This window comes from Rhodococcus sp. P4_B6 (genome assembly GCF_056402215.1).
On sequence record NZ_JBFUHV010000111.1, the window covers coordinates 34,602 to 50,597 of the forward strand.

17 protein-coding genes and 1 tRNA gene are annotated in these 15,996 nt (G+C 67.8%); 7 read left to right on the top strand and 11 right to left on the bottom strand.

The window, feature by feature from the left end:
• Window positions 1-4: 4 nt before the first annotated feature.
• Window positions 5-2,020, top strand: a complete 2,016-nt coding sequence (locus tag AC1DWT_RS34885) for an ABC transporter ATP-binding protein (RefSeq protein ID WP_095861222.1) — start codon at window positions 5-7, stop codon at window positions 2,018-2,020.
• Between the two features lie 3 nt (window positions 2,021-2,023).
• Here the strand turns inward: AC1DWT_RS34885 and AC1DWT_RS34890 are convergent, their stop codons facing one another.
• Both AC1DWT_RS34890 and AC1DWT_RS34895 read right to left on the bottom strand, forming a co-directional pair.
• Window positions 2,024-2,863, bottom strand: coding sequence for an SDR family oxidoreductase (locus AC1DWT_RS34890; protein WP_072941158.1), 840 nt, complete (start codon window positions 2,861-2,863; stop codon window positions 2,024-2,026).
• Between the two features lie 140 nt (window positions 2,864-3,003).
• A complete protein-coding gene (locus AC1DWT_RS34895; RefSeq protein ID WP_005561362.1) occupies window positions 3,004-3,147 on the bottom strand; it encodes a hypothetical protein in 144 nt (47 codons plus the stop codon).
• Between the two features lie 643 nt (window positions 3,148-3,790).
• Between AC1DWT_RS34895 and AC1DWT_RS34900 the strand changes: the two genes are divergently transcribed.
• Entirely contained in the window at window positions 3,791-4,207 is a 417-nt protein-coding gene (locus AC1DWT_RS34900) for a helix-turn-helix domain-containing protein (protein ID WP_005238699.1), read from the top strand.
• A gap of 132 nt (window positions 4,208-4,339) precedes the next feature.
• The gene (locus AC1DWT_RS34905) at window positions 4,340-5,758 is read left to right on the top strand and encodes a glucose-6-phosphate dehydrogenase (protein WP_477924141.1); all 1,419 of its coding nucleotides are present in this window, start codon (window positions 4,340-4,342) and stop codon (window positions 5,756-5,758) included.
• A gap of 22 nt (window positions 5,759-5,780) precedes the next feature.
• On the opposite strand, the gene AC1DWT_RS34910 is transcribed toward AC1DWT_RS34905, so the two are convergent.
• The 8 genes from AC1DWT_RS34910 to AC1DWT_RS34945 all read right to left on the bottom strand — a co-directional run bounded on the left by AC1DWT_RS34910 (window position 5,781) and on the right by AC1DWT_RS34945 (window position 12,854).
• Window positions 5,781-6,794: a hypothetical protein gene (locus AC1DWT_RS34910; RefSeq protein WP_095861223.1), complete on the bottom strand. Its 1,014-nt coding sequence runs from the start codon at window positions 6,792-6,794 to the stop codon at window positions 5,781-5,783.
• Window positions 6,794-7,294 (bottom strand): ImmA/IrrE family metallo-endopeptidase, encoded by a 501-nt coding sequence (locus tag AC1DWT_RS34915; protein ID WP_095861224.1) that lies wholly within the window; start codon window positions 7,292-7,294, stop codon window positions 6,794-6,796. Before AC1DWT_RS34915 ends, AC1DWT_RS34910 begins: the two co-directional genes overlap by 1 nt.
• A 2-nt stretch (window positions 7,295-7,296) precedes the next feature.
• Window positions 7,297-7,881, bottom strand: a complete 585-nt coding sequence (locus AC1DWT_RS34920; protein ID WP_477924144.1) for a hypothetical protein — start codon at window positions 7,879-7,881, stop codon at window positions 7,297-7,299.
• An 858-nt stretch (window positions 7,882-8,739) separates the two neighbouring features.
• A tRNA-Ala gene (locus AC1DWT_RS34925) sits at window positions 8,740-8,815 on the bottom strand.
• Between the two features lie 97 nt (window positions 8,816-8,912).
• Entirely contained in the window at window positions 8,913-9,653 is a 741-nt protein-coding gene (sepX, locus tag AC1DWT_RS34930) for a divisome protein SepX/GlpR (protein WP_095861226.1), read from the bottom strand.
• Window positions 9,654-9,973: 320 nt separating this feature from the next.
• Window positions 9,974-10,609 (bottom strand): GNAT family N-acetyltransferase, encoded by a 636-nt coding sequence (locus AC1DWT_RS34935; protein WP_015889441.1) that lies wholly within the window; start codon window positions 10,607-10,609, stop codon window positions 9,974-9,976.
• A gap of 45 nt (window positions 10,610-10,654) precedes the next feature.
• Window positions 10,655-11,914 carry a molybdotransferase-like divisome protein Glp gene (glp, locus tag AC1DWT_RS34940; RefSeq protein ID WP_095861227.1) on the bottom strand — a complete coding sequence of 420 codons (1,260 nt, stop codon included), beginning with the start codon at window positions 11,912-11,914 and terminating at the stop codon, window positions 10,655-10,657.
• 19 nt (window positions 11,915-11,933) lie between these two features.
• A complete protein-coding gene (locus tag AC1DWT_RS34945; RefSeq protein WP_072941172.1) occupies window positions 11,934-12,854 on the bottom strand; it encodes a UTP--glucose-1-phosphate uridylyltransferase in 921 nt (306 codons plus the stop codon).
• 105 nt (window positions 12,855-12,959) lie between these two features.
• Here AC1DWT_RS34945 and AC1DWT_RS34950 point away from each other — a divergent pair, with 105 nt between their 5' ends.
• The 4 genes from AC1DWT_RS34950 (at window position 12,960) to mscL (ending at window position 15,310) form a co-directional block, all read left to right on the top strand.
• Window positions 12,960-13,559 carry a 5-formyltetrahydrofolate cyclo-ligase gene (locus AC1DWT_RS34950; RefSeq protein WP_072941174.1) on the top strand — a complete coding sequence of 200 codons (600 nt, stop codon included), beginning with the start codon at window positions 12,960-12,962 and terminating at the stop codon, window positions 13,557-13,559.
• A gap of 80 nt (window positions 13,560-13,639) precedes the next feature.
• Window positions 13,640-13,948 (top strand): FmdB family zinc ribbon protein, encoded by a 309-nt coding sequence (locus AC1DWT_RS34955; protein ID WP_072941177.1) that lies wholly within the window; start codon window positions 13,640-13,642, stop codon window positions 13,946-13,948.
• A gap of 97 nt (window positions 13,949-14,045) precedes the next feature.
• Window positions 14,046-14,759, top strand: a complete 714-nt coding sequence (locus AC1DWT_RS34960) for an SAF domain-containing protein (protein ID WP_095861228.1) — start codon at window positions 14,046-14,048, stop codon at window positions 14,757-14,759.
• Between the two features lie 83 nt (window positions 14,760-14,842).
• Window positions 14,843-15,310 (top strand): large conductance mechanosensitive channel protein MscL, encoded by a 468-nt coding sequence (gene mscL / locus AC1DWT_RS34965; protein WP_072941183.1) that lies wholly within the window; start codon window positions 14,843-14,845, stop codon window positions 15,308-15,310.
• Between the two features lie 68 nt (window positions 15,311-15,378).
• On the opposite strand, the gene AC1DWT_RS34970 is transcribed toward mscL, so the two are convergent.
• Window positions 15,379-15,996: MspA family porin (locus AC1DWT_RS34970; RefSeq protein WP_477924147.1), on the bottom strand; the 618-nt coding region annotated here is incomplete at its 5' end.

Below are 15,996 nucleotides of genomic sequence, written 5' to 3' on the forward strand. Positions count from 1 at the left end.
GGAGATGTCCGCGACCGGTTCCGCATCCACCCAGCAGGCGCCCGAGCCTTCGCTGCTCCCCCGCATCTGGGCGCTCCTGCGCCCCTACCGCGGATGGCTGGTGCTCGTCGCGGCCGCGATCGTCGTCTCCTCGCTGCTCGGCATCGTGAATCCGTTCCTCACGAAGGCCGTATTCGACCGCGCTCTGTTTCCCACCGACGGCAGCGGCGTGCACCTGACGCTGCTGCTGTGGCTGGTGGTGGCCATGATCGTGGTGACGCTGGCGGGTTCGGTGATCGGCGTCGGACAGAGTTACCTCACCACCAAAGTCGGCAACCTGTCGATGGCGGATCTCCGGGAACGCCTGTTCGCCCATCTCGAAAAGATGGAGCTGGCCTTCTTCACCTCCACCAAGACCGGCTCGATCCAATCGCGTCTGGCCAACGACGTCGGAGGCGTGCGGTCGGTCCTCACGTCCACGGCGTCGAGCATCCTCTCGAACGTCGTCACCGTCACGGCGTCGCTCGTCGCGATGCTGCTGCTGTCGTGGCAGCTGACGCTGCTCGCGGTCGCGTTGCTGCCCGGTTTCGTCTATCTGCAGCGGCGGGTCGGCGCCCGGCGGCGGGTTCTGGCGCGCAAGACGCAGGAGTCGTTGTCGGACATGACCGCGATCACCGAGGAAGCACTGAGCGTGTCGGGTGTGCTGCTGACGAAGGTGTTCAACCAGGCCGACACCGAACTGGACCGGTATCGGACCGAGAACGCCCGGCAGACGGAACTTCAGGTGCGCCAAGCCATGACGGGGCAGGGCTTCTTCGCCGTCGTGAGCTCGTTCATGGCGATCACTCCCGCTCTGGTGTACCTGCTGGCCGGGTATCTCGTCAGCGGCGGTTCCGCGGCCCTCTCCGCGGGCACGCTCGTCGCGTTCTCGACGCTGCAGGCCAGATTGCTGCAACCGCTGGTTTCGCTGATGCGGGTCACCCTCGACGTCCAGACGTCGATGGCGTTGTTCCGCCGCATCTTCGAGTACCTCGACCTGCAACCCGCGATCGTGAACCGGCCGGACGCCGTCGAACTGCCCGCGGACTCACCCGGGCGGGTGGAACTGGACGACGTGTACTTCGCGTATCCCGCGCCCGTCCGCCTGGCCACCGCGGATCCCGACCCGGTGGCTCTGCGCAGCCTGGGCCGCGGCGGTGGGGGCGGCATGCGCGGCGTCGCGACCGTCGCGCCGCGACTCCCGGCCTCGGCGGCACCCGAAGCCGCACCGGCGGAACGTCGCAGCAGGCGCTGGGCGGTCGCGGGCACGTCGCTGGAGATCGAACCCGGTCAGCTCGCGGCATTCGTCGGACCGTCCGGCGCAGGCAAGACCACGCTCTGTTACCTCGTGCCGCGCCTCTACGAGGTGGACAGCGGCGCCGTCCGGGTCGACGGCCACGACGTGCGCGACCTGACCATGAGTTCACTCGCCGACGCGGTCGGAATGGTGACCCAGGACCCGTATCTGTTCCACGCCTCGATCGCCGACAACCTTCGGTACGCCAAGCCGGACGCGACGGATTCCGAATTGCAGGCGGCTGCCGCGGCCGCCAACATCCACGACCGCATCCTCGGATTCGACGACGGCTACGACACCCTGGTCGGCGAAAGAGGATTCCGCCTGTCCGGCGGCGAGAAGCAACGCCTGGCCATCGCCAGGGTGCTGCTGAAGAATCCCCGCGTACTGATCCTCGACGAGGCGACGTCCGCGCTCGACACGGTCTCCGAGCGACTCGTCCAGCGTGCCCTCGGCGAGGTGATGCGCGGACGCACCACGCTCGCGATCGCCCACCGGCTGTCCACAATTCAGCACGCCGACGTGATCTTCGTGATCGATGAGGGAACACTCGTCGAACGCGGCACGCACACCGAACTCCTTGCGCGACACGGGTTGTACGCGCGCCTCCACGCCGAGCAGTTCGGGGCCGGGCAGGTCGAGTGCCGGTGCACCGACGGCGTCCGGTTCACCGACGGCACCGTACTCCGGGCCGGCGAGGCCTAGCCGTTACAGGAACTTGCTGAACTGGTCGTTCGCCCGTTGCATCACGAAGTCGTACGGCGGCGAGAACTTGCGGGCCCACCAGTAGCCGAACCGGATGTCCGGCGACGTGTACACCAGGTACCGGTCCTTCTTGATGCCGGCGATGATGCAGGACGCCACCTTTTCGGGCGTGACAGCGCGCTTCTCGAAGCGGTGGATCGCCTTCTGGATGCGCGGATCGTCGCGGTCGACGCCTGCGATCTCGACGGTGCCCACCAGCGGCGTCTTGACCGCGCCGGGAACCACGAGGCTCACGCCGATCCCGTGCCGTTTGAGGTCGAACCGCAGGACCTCGGACACTCCGCGGAGACCGAATTTGCTTGCGCTGTAAGCCGCATGCCACGGGAGCGCCAGGAGTCCGGCGGCGGAAGAGACGTTGACCAGGTGACCGCCGCGTCCCGCCCGCACCATCGGAGGCACGAAACTCTCGATGATGTGGATCGGGCCCATCAGATTGACGTCCACCATGGACTTCCAGTGACGGTGTTCGAGATTCTCGACCGTCCCCCACGCAGAGATGCCGGCGACATTCATCACGACGTCGAGGCTGCCGAACTGTTCGTGGACATCGGCGGCGAATGCGGCAACCACGTCGTAATCGGACACGTCGAGCGCACGCGAGAAACTGACGGTGCCCCCACCGCTGCCGACTTGCTCGACCGTCTGCGCCAGGCCGACCTCGTTGATGTCGGTGAGGAACAGTTCGGCGCCCTCGGCCGCGGCCGCCAGGGCTGTTGCCTGCCCGATTCCGCTACCTGCACCCGTGATCAGGCACTTCTTGCCGTCCAGCGTCTTGATCGCCATAGCCGTGTGCGCCCCCGTCGTCACCGATCCGTGTCGGCTGGAAGTCTACGCACGCAATCTGATTGCGCGCACGCAACTGCGGCGGCACATTTGCCCGGAAATGACGCGAACCGGCCCTCGCCGGGCCGGTTCGTGACGGTTCACAACCGCTGGGTCATTTCTTCCTGATAAGTACGAATCGTCCTCTCGATCCCGTTGGCATCGTCGTCGTTTCCTCGGTGCCGGGCGTCGTCGGCGCGCTCGCGCAGAACTCGAATCGCCTTCCGAAGCTCGGCGTCACTCATTCTGTGTTCCATATCACAATCATCCCTGACGGCTTCGGTTTTGACCAGACTCGGAGGTCCGCCGCCGCTACAGAACCCCACCTGAGCTGGACAATCGTCCAGCTCGCCGAGGCGGACGCGCACCCGACCCGCAGCGGCCGTGGAACGAAACGGCGGCGCGCGGCCCGCCGCCCGTGCAGAAGGCTCTGCTTCACAGTAGTGTTCACCAAGCCCCACGGGCCGCGAGCGACCTCTTGACGTTGCGATGCGCAACGCAACACATTGGCCCTGAACAGGGACGATAGCCACGTCGACCTCGCGGTGCACACCCCTGCGACGTTGCCAGCAAACTCTCAGTGATTGAAACGGCAACCATGCGGCCACACCCTCGGCCGCGGATTCCGATGCGAGCACATCGCCGACCGCACCGGCGCCCCCCTTGAACTTTCAACGGTAGACCGTGCGTGACGAGCACAGAGGGCTCCCGAAAGGCCGAGGATTCCCGAGCGGGCGGCGCCCGGTGATTGAAACATATATGAGATAAGCCATGCTCGAGCGAACGGCGTTTTGCCTCTATGTCCGTGAGTTATCAATCGGTTATCATCGTGGTACGGTGTCGTTCACACGACTGACGCGCGCACGAGAGAGGACCCGGCGGCTCACAATGGCAGATTTTGCTGCGCGGTTGAACAAGCTTTTCGACACGGTCCACCCTCCGGGACGTAAACCGCATACCAACGCTGAGGTCGCTGCGGCGCTGATCGCAGACGGACATCAGATCTCGAAGCCCTACATCTCCCAACTCCGATCGGGACAGCGCACCAATCCCTCCGACGAGACGGTCGCGGCATTCGCCCGCTTTTTCAAGGTGAAGCCCGACTACTTCTTCAACGACATCTACGCCGCGAAGATCGACCACGATCTCGAGCTTCTCTCGCAACTCCAGGGATACGGACTCCGCAAGCTCTCCAGCCGCGCGTTCGACCTTTCCGAAGAGTCGCAGAATCTGCTCACCACGATGGCCGAGAAACTCCGCGCCAGCGAGGGATTGCCGGAGGTTCCGCCGGACGCGTCCCGCTGATCACGAGAGTCATTGGACGGCAACGAGTTCGACGGAGATTGTTCCGGAGATCCGCGTAGGACTCGCAACGCCGGCCTTACGACACCACCGGATTGTCCTGCCCGGCGTGTCTTCGTGGCGCATGATGGAGCAATGGTTGACAGACCGCAGCTCGGTCCCACGATCTTCGTCCTCTTCGGTGCCACCGGAGACCTGTCCAAACGCATGGTCCTCCCCGCGTTCTTCCAACTCGCCCTGTCCGGACTCCTGAACTCCGAGTGGATGCTGATCGGCACCGGGCGGGGCAACGTCTCCGACGATCAGTTCCGCGACCACGTGCGCGACGTCGTGAACCAGTTCGGAGTGCCGCACGACGACGCCGACTGGGAACCGTTCTCCCGGCGGCTGAGATTCGCCGGCGGCGGCTTCACCCCCGACAACCCGGGAACGCTCCCCGCGGCCGTGCAGCAGGCGCGGCAGGACCTCGGCGCGGCAGATGCGCAGTTGGTCCACTACCTGGCGCTGCCACCGAGCACATTCGCCGAGACCACCCGTGCGCTCGGCGCCCACGATCTGGCCCACGGCGCACGCGTCGTGTACGAGAAGCCGTTCGGGACTTCCCAGGAGGCGTTCACCGAACTCGACGAAGCCGTGCACCACGTCCTCGACGAGAAGCAGATCTATCGGATCGACCACTTCCTCGGCAAGGAGAGCACCCAGAACCTGCACATCCTGCGCTTCGCCAACGGGATGATCGAGGGCGTCTGGAACCGGGAACACGTCGAGCAGATTCAGATCGACGTGCCCGAGACACTCGACATCGACGACCGCGCCCGGTTCTACGACGCCACCGGCGCCGTCCTGGACATGCTCGTGACGCACCTGTTCCAGGTCGCCGCCGAGATCGCGATGGAACCGCCGGAGACGTTGGGCGCCGACGATCTCCAATCCGCACGGGAATCCGTGATCGGGGCGTTCCGTCCCCTCGATACCGCCGACGTGGTGCTCGGCCAGTACGAGGGGTACCGCGACGTCGACGGTGTCGCGGACGATTCGACGACGGAGACGTTCGTCGCCGCCCGGTTGTGGGTCGATACGGACCGCTGGCACGGGGTGCCGTTCCTCCTCCGCACCGGAAAGATGCTGGGCGTCAGCAAGCAACGGGTGAGCCTGGTCTTCCGCAGTCCCCAGGGCCCGCTCACCGACATTCCGCCGGACGGCGCAGTCCTCACCTTCGATCTGAAGGGCGACGGCGAGATCGACATCTCGATGGTCGTCAAGGAACCCGGGCCCGACGACAGCCTGTCGGTGGGCCACCTGGGGCTGCCCCTCGACACGGTGCCGCTCGGCCACGCCCTGGCACCCTATTCGCGGCTCATCCTCGACGTCCTGCACGGCGACCGGTCGCTGTTCACGCGCCCCGACGGCCTGGCCCACGTCTGGACCGTCGCCGACGCGCTTCTGCGGGACCCTCCCCCGGCCAAGCCGTATCCCGCCGGATCCATGGGCCCGCCCGAGGCCGAGGACCTCGCCGCACCCTGCGGATGGCTCGTCACCGGATCGCCGGACTGACCGGTATCACCGGTCGCTCCGGCTAGTCCGCAGCCGAGTCGGCGGTATCCGCCTGCGCGGGAGCCGGGGCCGACGTGCCGAACTCGGTGTACGCGTCCGCGAGTTCGAGCACCCATCGGCGCGGCGACATACCCTGGGGCAGCGCGATCCATTCGGTGTCGAGGACGTCCGAGGCGACCGGGTCGTCGATCCAGCGCGCGAGAATCCTGGCGCGCTCGGCCGTCGATTCCGGAAGGTCCTGTTCGTCCGTGTCGAGCATGCCCGCACCCGCCTGCAGGTACAGCGCGTCCATGACGTGGGCGACCGCGTCGGAGGCGCGGAGAACGGCCGTGCTGCCCTTGCCGTCGCCCTCCACCACTTCGGGGAACCTGGTGACGAGCACCGAATGCAGAGTGTCCATGCGGCGCAGGTCCTGCCGTGCGCGCAGCCAGGTTTCGACGAGCACCCACACGGTGCCGACCGACACGATCACGGCCGCGACGGTGTACGCCGGCGAGGAGCCGACGGTCCACGTCTGCCCGGACACCTCGCGCACCAGTCCCACGCCGGCCGCCGCCAGGACCGTCGCGGATCCGACGACGATCAGCGAGATTCCCCGGCCGAGCGGGGTCCACGCGACGTGCCGGACCCCGGTCACGACCACCGCGGTCAGCGCGATCACGATGAACACCAGCGCGGGGACGGGATATCCACCGGCAAGCCCGATTCCGACCACGACGGCGACCGTGTAGACGACGACGGCCACGGCGCGCAACGCCGCACGCGGGAGTATCGGCCACACGGAGACCGCGCCGACCGCGCTCGCGGCGGCGAACAGCGTCCATGCCAGTTCGAGGACGATCTGCGACAGCCCGGGCGCCGGGGCCACGGTGTCGAGGCGACCTGCGACGTCCGGGACGGCCAGCGTCGACGCGATTGCCGCACTGGACACGGCCACCACCATCGCCACCCGCAATGGCGTCGGCTGACGCGCGGCGACTCGGCCGATCCGGGCACCCGCCGCCGTCCAGACGACCAGCGCAACCAGCCAGCCCATCAGCCGATCGCCTCGTCGTACCGGAGCACGGACACGGGAGTACCGCGCCCCTGCATCGTCTTCAAACGGATGAGCAGCATCGACGCGAACGTCTCGGCCTCCCACTCGGCCACCTCGTCGGACGGCTGTTCGTCTCCCCGCCGCCGCGACCGCTGGCTGAGCATGTAGGCGATCAGATCGTCGCCGGCTTCGAGGGTCGCGGCCACGATCTCCGCTCCTTCGTGTCGAAACACGATGTGACCCAACTCGTGCGCGAGCGTGCGGTCGAGGTCCGGCAGACCCGGCGCCAGCACGATCACGTCCCGGTCCGGGTACGCGCGCCGCTGGCCGCAGACCCCGGGTGCCATCGGCTTCGTGAAATCGAGTTCGATGGCACGCTGCCGTTCGCGGGCCACCGCGTCCACCACGTGCCGAAGCGTCACTGCCTCGGCTCGGGCCGCGGCGTCACACACCGCGTCCACGGCCGCCGCCACCCGACGATGAGATCTGTTCGCCCCCACGACTACACCCCTCCATTCGAAGCGGGCGGGAAGAATTCCGCCCGCGCGGCCGCGATGCGCGCCTGTTGTGCGCGAGCGCCCTTGAAGGTCAGCGCACCCGCTCCGCCTGCGCAGCACAGCAGCACGCCGACCCCACCGAGAACGGTGATCGCAGGCAACGGCTCACTGTGGACCACCGGCACCATTCCCGGCGGCGCGGCATCCGGATCGCCGTCGTCGGGCGCCTGTGCGCCGGGCGACTGTGCGTCGCTGCCCGGGGTTTCCCCGGCGGGCCGGTCCTGGGGCGCGGAATCCGTAAAACCGCTCACACCCGGGCCTGCCGCGGCGGCGCCGGGACCGGACCCGGAACCTCCTGCCGGTGCTCCCCCGGACGCCGGTGGCGCACCGGCAGGATTCCCGGGGGCCGGGGCGGCCGCAGCGTCGGAACCCGCGTCGCCGGATCCCACGTCTCCGGAATCGTCGCCTCCGGACGCGTCCGGGCGCACGACCTTCGGTTCCGCGACGGGTGGCAACACGATGGGGTTGGGCGGAACGACGACGACACGTGACGTCGAGGGAGTCGACGTCCCGGTGGGCTCAGCGGACACGGTGGGTTCCGTGGTCCCGGACGGCTCCGTGGTCCCGGACGGTTCCTGGGTCCCGGACGGCTCCGCCGTCTTGGTCGGCTCGGCCGTGTGACTGGGTTCCCGTGTCTCGCTGGGCTCTCCGCCACCGCATCCGCGCCGGCTCTCGCACGGTGGGTCGGGATCTCTGGGCTTGCCACCGCCGGGAGACCCGGCGGAACCGCCTTCGCAGCGGCCGCCGTCGCATTCGTGGTACTGAGGGCCGGCGACGGCGTCGGACGGGAACGCCGAAACAGTGATCCAGGCGAGCCCGGACAAGAAGGCCACAGCCAGCCCGACCACGGTCAGCCTTCGAAAGACACGACGCGCGCTCACCATGCACCCCCCCCTCGTATTCACGACACCACGTTCACGGCGACGTCGCCGCTGTCATGGTAACGAGCGAATCGAGCGGAGGTGCTGGTGGTGCCGGTGTCGGGGAACCGGCACCACCAGCGATGCCCGAGCCAGGTGGGACTCGAGCAGCTTCGGAGAACCCCTACGGGCTCGGCGTTACCGCCTGGCGGTGCGGATCGGTCGGGGCCGTCGCGATGTCGATTGGCCGGCCGGAGTTCACAGAACGTTCACCAGCAACATCGTCGCGGTGATGGTCGCGACCACCGTCGCCGGCTCCAGGAACTTCGAGATCTTGCGCATTGCCTGCATGTATTTCCACCCCGTGCGATCGACCCCTTGATGACCTACGGACAGTACACAGCATTCAGTTACCTTTTGGCAAATTGTGGTTCGGAGAGTCGCGGTCCCGCACACCGGACGACGGCACTCACCTGGGCCGGAACGCAGAAGAGGCACTCTCTCCGGACGGAGTGAGTGCCTCTTCTGTGGTGGAGCTGAGGGGAATCGAACCCCTGACCTCTTCGATGCGAACGAAGCGCGCTACCAACTGCGCCACAGCCCCGCGCGGATCCTGCGATCCGCTCGGCAAACTCTAGCAGGCAACCCGCGGAAGGAGCGAATCGCCTGCACCGACGTGGCTTTCGGCCCGGATCGGAGGGCTACTCACCGGCGGCCCGGCGCATGGTCGCCTGCTGCATCGGCTCGTCGTCGAAGTGCTCGAGATGATCGAATTCGGGGTCCTCGTCGTCCACCTCGAGGACGACGGCCCCCGGACGCCGCAACCGGGCGGGGATGAGCCGGAGTTCGTCGTCGCTCCGGGATTCGACGCCCAGCCGCGAGCGATTGAGACGCGCGGTTCGGCGACGGCGGATCTCCTGCTCGATCTGGACCTGCCGGCGCAGGTACGCCATGTAGGCGACGAGACCGGCCACGCCCGCCGCGAACGCCCACCACATCAGCGGCGAGATGATCAGCCCGAGCGCCGCCGACATGATCGTCGCGAACACCAGCCCGAGAAGCGATCGCTGCCTGAACCCGTAGCGGGCCTCGCGCGCGATCGCGTCGGCCTCGGGATCGAAGCCGCCACGCCCGCGGCGCACCGGCACGTACTCACCGACCGGTGCCCGCTCACCGTCGAAATCGTCTTCCTCTGCGTGAGTGTCCACAAGGTCCTCCGCGTCGTAGCCGTAGTGGTCCGGTTCCGGTTGCCAGTACGGGTCGCTGCGGTGCCCTGCCGCGGGTCCACGCTGCACGGGACGTTCGTCGCCGCGGTGCAGCACGCGCGTCGCGAGTGCTGCGTCACTGGTTTGCCGAATCCGGGGGCGGTTGTTCACCAGCATCGGGACCAGGACGAAGAGCCACACGACGACGAGCCCGATCCAGAGAAACGAGTTCGGCATTCGGCGACCTCCTCCCAATCGTCTACCAGCATGGATACCGCTGTTGACCCATCCAGGCTAACCGCATGAACACGCACATCTTCGCAGACGCGCCGATCCCACCATACTCAGGTGTCACACGCGTAACGCGAAAATGTGGTGCTCGACATGCGCCGAGCGGGCGAAGGAAACGATCGGGCAAAGACTCGCCGAAAGCGGAGTCCCGGCCGGGGAGCTTTGATACCGTGAAGTAACTGTCACATAGCTGGACGTTTGTCCATGTCCGATTCGGCGGGCAGACAAGTGCGGATTTGCCGGTCACGCGCTGACGGCGTCGGCGGTCACGCCCAGGTGGCTTTGCCACTCCGCACGAGCGAGTCCGCGACAGTGCCGGGCACGTCCTCGACGGTCATGCCGACCAGAATGTGGTCACGCCACTGCCCGTCGACGTCCAGATAGCGCGCGAGCAGACCTTCCTCGCGGAAGCCGACGTTGCGGAGCACCGCCTGGCTCGCCAGGTTCTCCGGGCGCACGGTGGCCTCCACGCGGTGCAGACCCACGGGGCCGAAGGCATGATCGAGCCCCAGTGCGAGCGCGCCCGTGGCCACGCCGAGCCCGTTGACGTCGCTGGCCACCCAATAACCGATCCACGCGGAGCGCAGAGCACCCCGCACCACGTTGCCGATCGTGATCTGGCCGCAGAAATTGCCGTCGAGTTCGATGGCCATCGGCAGCATCCGACCCTTCCGCGCCTCCGAACGCAGACTGCTGCACAGCCCCGGCCATCCCGAAATATGATGGCGCGCTTCCCAGGGCGCCTCCCCCGTCGGCTCCCATGGTTCGAGGTGCGCGCGGTCGCGGGTGCGCAGACGGCTCCACGCGGCCGCATCACGCAACCTGATGGCGCGCACTGTGACGACGCCACCCTTCACCCGCAGAGGCCCGAGATGCGGCGGCCAACCCGGATGCTGCGTCATCCCGTCTCACACCGATGCTGTGTCATGCCGTCTCACACCGTGTCATCAGCCACGCTGCGCCAGGAACGCCACGTCCACCTGGTCACCCGTCCGCACCTCGGTGATCTCGGGTTCGATGAGGACGAGGCAGTTGGCCTCGGCCAGGGTGGCGAGCAAGTGTGAGGACGCGCCCGGCGCCCCGCCGAGAGCTTGGACGAGGTACTCCCCCGTGGCCTCGTCGCGCATGAGCTGACCGCGGAGAAAGCCCTTGCGGTTCTCGATGGACGTGATGGGCGCGACGGTGCGGGCGGTGACGATGCGGCGCATCGGCTGCCTGCGACCCAGTGCAATGCGGATCAGCGGGCGCACCATCACCTCGAACACCACCAGGGCGCTCACCGGATTGGACGGGAGCAGGAACGTCGGAACCTCGTCCCGGCCGAGCTGGCCGAAACCCTGGACCGATCCCGGGTGCATCGCGACCCGGTCGACCTCGAGGTTGCCGAGATCGGCGAGTGCGTCCCGCACGTCCTCGGACGCGCCACCGCCGACCGCACCCGCGATGACGACGATCTCGGACCGGATCAGCTGACCCTCGACCACCTCGCGCAGACGACGCGCGTCGGCGTTCGCGATACCGACCCGGTTGACGTCGGCGCCTGCGTCGCGGGCGGCGGCGGCCAGCGCGTAGGAGTTGACGTCGTAGACCTGACCGGGCCCCGGGGTCCGGTCGACGTCGACGAGTTCGCCACCGACCGAGATGACGGACAGCCGGGGCCGGGGATGCACGAGCACCTTGTCGCGTCCCACCGCGGCCAGCAGCCCCACCTGGGCGGCGCCGATGATGGTGCCTGCCCGGACGGCGACGTCGCCGGGCTGCACGTCGTCGCCGGCGCGGCGCACGTAGTCGCCGGAGCGGACCGGTTTGTAGATCTTGACGCGGGCGCGGCCGCCGTCGGTGCGGTCGAGCGGGAGGACGGCGTCGGCGAGCGTCGGGAGCGGGGCGCCCGTGTCGACCTTGACCGCCTGACGGGGCTGCAGCCGGATCGGCTGCCGCGAACCCGCCGTGACCTCCCCGACCACGGGAAGGGACAGTTCCACGGGAGCACCGTCGTCGTCCCGGATGTCGGTTCCGGCAGCCTGGACGTCGACGCTACGGACGGCGTAACCGTCGATCGCGGCCTGGTCGAACCCGGGAAGCGGCCGCTCGGTGACCACTTCTTCGGCACACAGCAGCCCCTGGGCTTCGGAGATCGCCACACGGACCGGCCGCGGCGCCACCGCGGCCGCGGTCACGATCGTCTGTTGCTCCTCGACCGACCGCAAGTTCTTGCCTCCCGAGCTTCTAGGATTCCGTCCGCTTCAATCGGTCGATCAGCCATTCGCGCAACGACGGGCCGTACTCTTCCATGTCCAACGCAAAGTCAACCGCAGCGCGGAGGTAGCCGCCGGGATTTCCGAGATCGTGTCTCGTGCCCCGGTGCACGACGACGTGAACGGGGTGGCCTTCCTTGATGAGGAGGGCGATGGCGTCGGTGAGCTGGAGCTCGCCACCGGCGCCGGGTTCGATTCGCCGCAGCGCGTCGAAGATCGCGCGGTCGAGGAGGTAGCGACCTGCGGCCGCGAACGTGGACGGGGCGTCCTCGATGGCCGGCTTCTCGACCATGCCGGTGACCTTGAGGACGTCGGGGTTGACGGCGTCGGGCACCGTCTCGACCTCGAAGACGCCGTACGCGCTCACCTGGTCCTTGGGGACGTCGATGGCGCAGAGCACGGTGCCGCCGCGCTTGCGGCGGACCCGGGACATCGTCTCGAGCACGCCGCGCGGCATCACGAGGTCGTCCGGGAGGAGCACGGCGATGGCGTCCTCGTCGTCGTCGAGGACCGACTCCGCGCAGCCGACCGCGTGGCCGAGGCCGAGGGGCTGGTCCTGGACGACGGACTCCACCTCGAGCAAGCCGGGAGCCTTGCGCACCTTTTCGAGCAGGTGGTACTTGCCGCTGGCCTTTAGCTTGCTCTCGAGGACGAGGTCCTCGACGAAGTGGGCGACCACCCCGTCCTTACCGGGCGACGTGACGATCACGAGCCGGCCGGCACCCGAATCGGCGGCTTCTCCGGCCACGAGTTCGATACCCGGGGTATCCACGACCGGGAGCAGCTCTTTCGGCACGGTCTTGGTCGCGGGAAGGAATCGCGTCCCCATTCCCGCTGCGGGCACGACAGCCGTGCGAAAGGCGCTGGCGGTGTGCGGGGCGGCGTCTGTCATGCCCACACCTTAACTGTGCGGACCTACCAGTCAGTCACCAAGATCCTGTCAGCTACCTCCCGGAACCCGCCGGAGACGCTGCCGGGCCGGCTCTAAGGTTGGGGCATGCACGCACGAACGAAGGACGAGTGGCGGCGCCTGGTGCTCACCGGGCGGCGTGCGCTGACCCCGGAACGCCGCACCGCCGAGGACCAGGCAATTGTCGCGCTCGTCACACGTGAAGTCACCGGCGGATCGACCGTCTGCGCCTACGTCCCCACCGCGCTCGAGCCCGGGTCACTGGACTTTCTCGAAGCCCTCAGGCGGGTCGCCGGGCGCGTCCTCGTGCCGGTCACCCGCGGTCCCGGCCCGCTCCACTGGTCCGAGTTCACGGGCGCGGACGGTCTCGCCGCCGCGAGTTACGGCCTGCGCGAACCCACCGGACCGGTGCAGGAACCCAGCGAGATCCGTTCGGCCGATACCATTTTCGTTCCCGCCCTGGCCGTCGATCGACGGGGCGTGCGACTCGGCCGCGGCGCGGGCTTCTACGACCGGACCCTCGGGCTCGCCGCCCCCGGCGCGCGGCTGATCACGGTGGTCCGCGACGAGGAACTGGTGTCCGAACTGCCGGAGGATCCTCACGACGTACGTATGGGATGGGCTCTCACCCCCGGCTCGGGCCTCGTCGCGCTCGGTGGACAAGGGGGAACGTGCGCTCCGGAATAGTTCCCTGATTAGCGTTGTTGGCACTGTCGACTGTAGAGTGCTAAAACCTGCGGTTTGACTACACAGTGCGGAGGAACCCAGTGCCCACTTATTCATATGCGTGCACGGAATGCGACAACCGTTTCGACATCGTCCAGTCGTTCAGCGATAACTCCCTGACCGTCTGCCCCGCATGCTCGGGCAAGCTTCGCAAGCTGTTCAACTCCGTCGGCATCGTCTTCAAGGGCAGCGGTTTCTACCGCACCGACAGCCGTGGCACGTCCGGAGCGGCCAGCGAGCCGGCCAAGACCGATTCCGCTCCCGCTGCCAAGTCGGACAGTTCGTCGAAGGCCTCGTCCAGCTCGTCGAGCACCGCGACCGCCGCACCGGCCAAGGCTGCTGCCAGCTAGTTCTCGCGCGTCCGCGGGTTATCCACAACTTCTCGTCCATCCACAGGCGGGCCCGTTCGGCGTACCTACGGGCCTGCCGGTCTCCTAGCGTCGAACCATGTCGTTCGACCCTGCCCAGACCGGCCACAACCGGTCGAACCGCGCACACCGAAGCCTGAGCCCGTCGTGGGCCGACCGGCTGTCGGATCTCGCTCATCCAGGTTGGGCCCGCACCCTCGCCGCCAGGCGCGTCCTTGCCGCCGCACTCGTCTGCCTCGCGCTGGCCCTTCTCGCCCGCGGGGACCCCGGCTCCGCCCGCTCCGCGGTCGTGGTGGCGGCACGGGATCTGCCACCCGGTGTCGTCCTCACGGACGCCGACGTGGAACTGGTCGAGTTCGAGGCCGGGAGCCTGCCCGACGGAGCCGTCACCGCCGTTGCCGATGTCGACGGACGCACCCTCGCCGGACCGACCCGCGCCGGTGAAGCCCTCACCGACGTCCGGGTACTGGGACCGCGTCTGGCCGCTGCCGCAGCCGGGATCGACGACGCGCGGATCGTTCCCGTCCGGCTCGCCGACCCGGCCGTCACGGAACTCCTGCGTGAGGGTGATCGCGTCGACGTGCTCACGGTCGATCCCGGCACACCATCGGATCCGGACCGGCGGTCCGGCGCCACCGTCCTGGCGTCCCGCGCCGTCGTCGTGCTGGTGACACCGTCCGAGAACGGGCGTGACCAGCGCGAACGAGTGGTGATGCTGGCGCTTCCGGCCTCCGACGCCACCACGGTGGCCGCGGCATCCCTCACGAACGCGATCACCGTGACCTTTCAGTGACCCGCCACGCGGCGCCGCGCTGATCTAGGCTTTTCCGGGAGACAGTGCTGGATGACTTGCCACCCACTCGAGGAGACGTCGACATGCTCAAGGGATTCAAGGACTTCCTGCTCCGGGGAAACGTCCTCGACCTCGCCGTCGCGGTCGTAGTCGGAGCCGCGTTCACCGCCATCGTCACATCGTTCACCAACAACGTGATCAATCCGTTGATCGCCGTTGCGGGCGGCGCCAACGACCTGGGCTGGGGCTATCAGATCCTCGCCGACAACCCGGCCACCTTCATCAACATCGGTGCCGTCATCACGGCCGTGATCAACTTCGTGATCATCGCCGCGGTCGTGTACTTCATTCTCATTGTCCCGGCCAACGCCGCGAAGAAGCGTTTCATCACCGAACCCGCAGACAAGAAGGCAAGCGAGGCCGACCTGCTGATCCAGATCCGCGACATCCTCGAAGCGAGCCTCCAAACCGACGGGGCGGCAACGAGTTCCGACGGAGCGCACGCCATGCCCGCGGAGAAGGCTGCGAAGCTAGAGCAGACCCGCGAATAGCGTTTCGACGACTCCGGGCCCGTGCAGCAGGTGCTTGCACGGGCCCGGAGTCATGGGTGGAACGAATATCAGCCGATGCTGAAGGGCTGTCCCCACAGCGTGACGGTGCTGCTCACGTTGTCCGTCTCCACGGACACGTTCACGTACGACCGCGCCTGCGCGTAGCCGGCGCAGCCGCTCACGCCGAGGGTCGAGTCGGCCCAGGTGACCGAGCCGTCGGTACCCTCGAAGCTGTTGTATGCCGAGTGCGACTCTCCGCCGTAGGCGTCGGCCGCCTCGAGGTCGAGGATGTCGACGCTGACCGCCTCACCGGGGCCGAGGGTTACGGCACCACTGCCGCTGGGCGTAACGGGAATGGACGTGGCGGCCCCGGTCACGAGGTCCGCGAGGTTCCCCGAGTCGACGCCCGCGCCGGCTTCTGCACCGAAGTCGACCTGGCACGCAAGCACGTAGCCGGGCTGGATGTCCGCACCGGTCGCTCCGGCGCCTTCCAGGTGAACTGCGGCCTTGCCGTTGACCCAGACGTTGCGGTGCAACGGCGTCGAACCCATCGACGGCGAAATGTTCGCACTCTCGTCCGTCAGGTTCACCGTCACCACGGTGCCGTCAGCCAACGTCTGCGTGATCGAACCACCGGGCAGCGGAATGAACGTATCGGCATTCGCCGCACCGACGGAGAAGAAGCC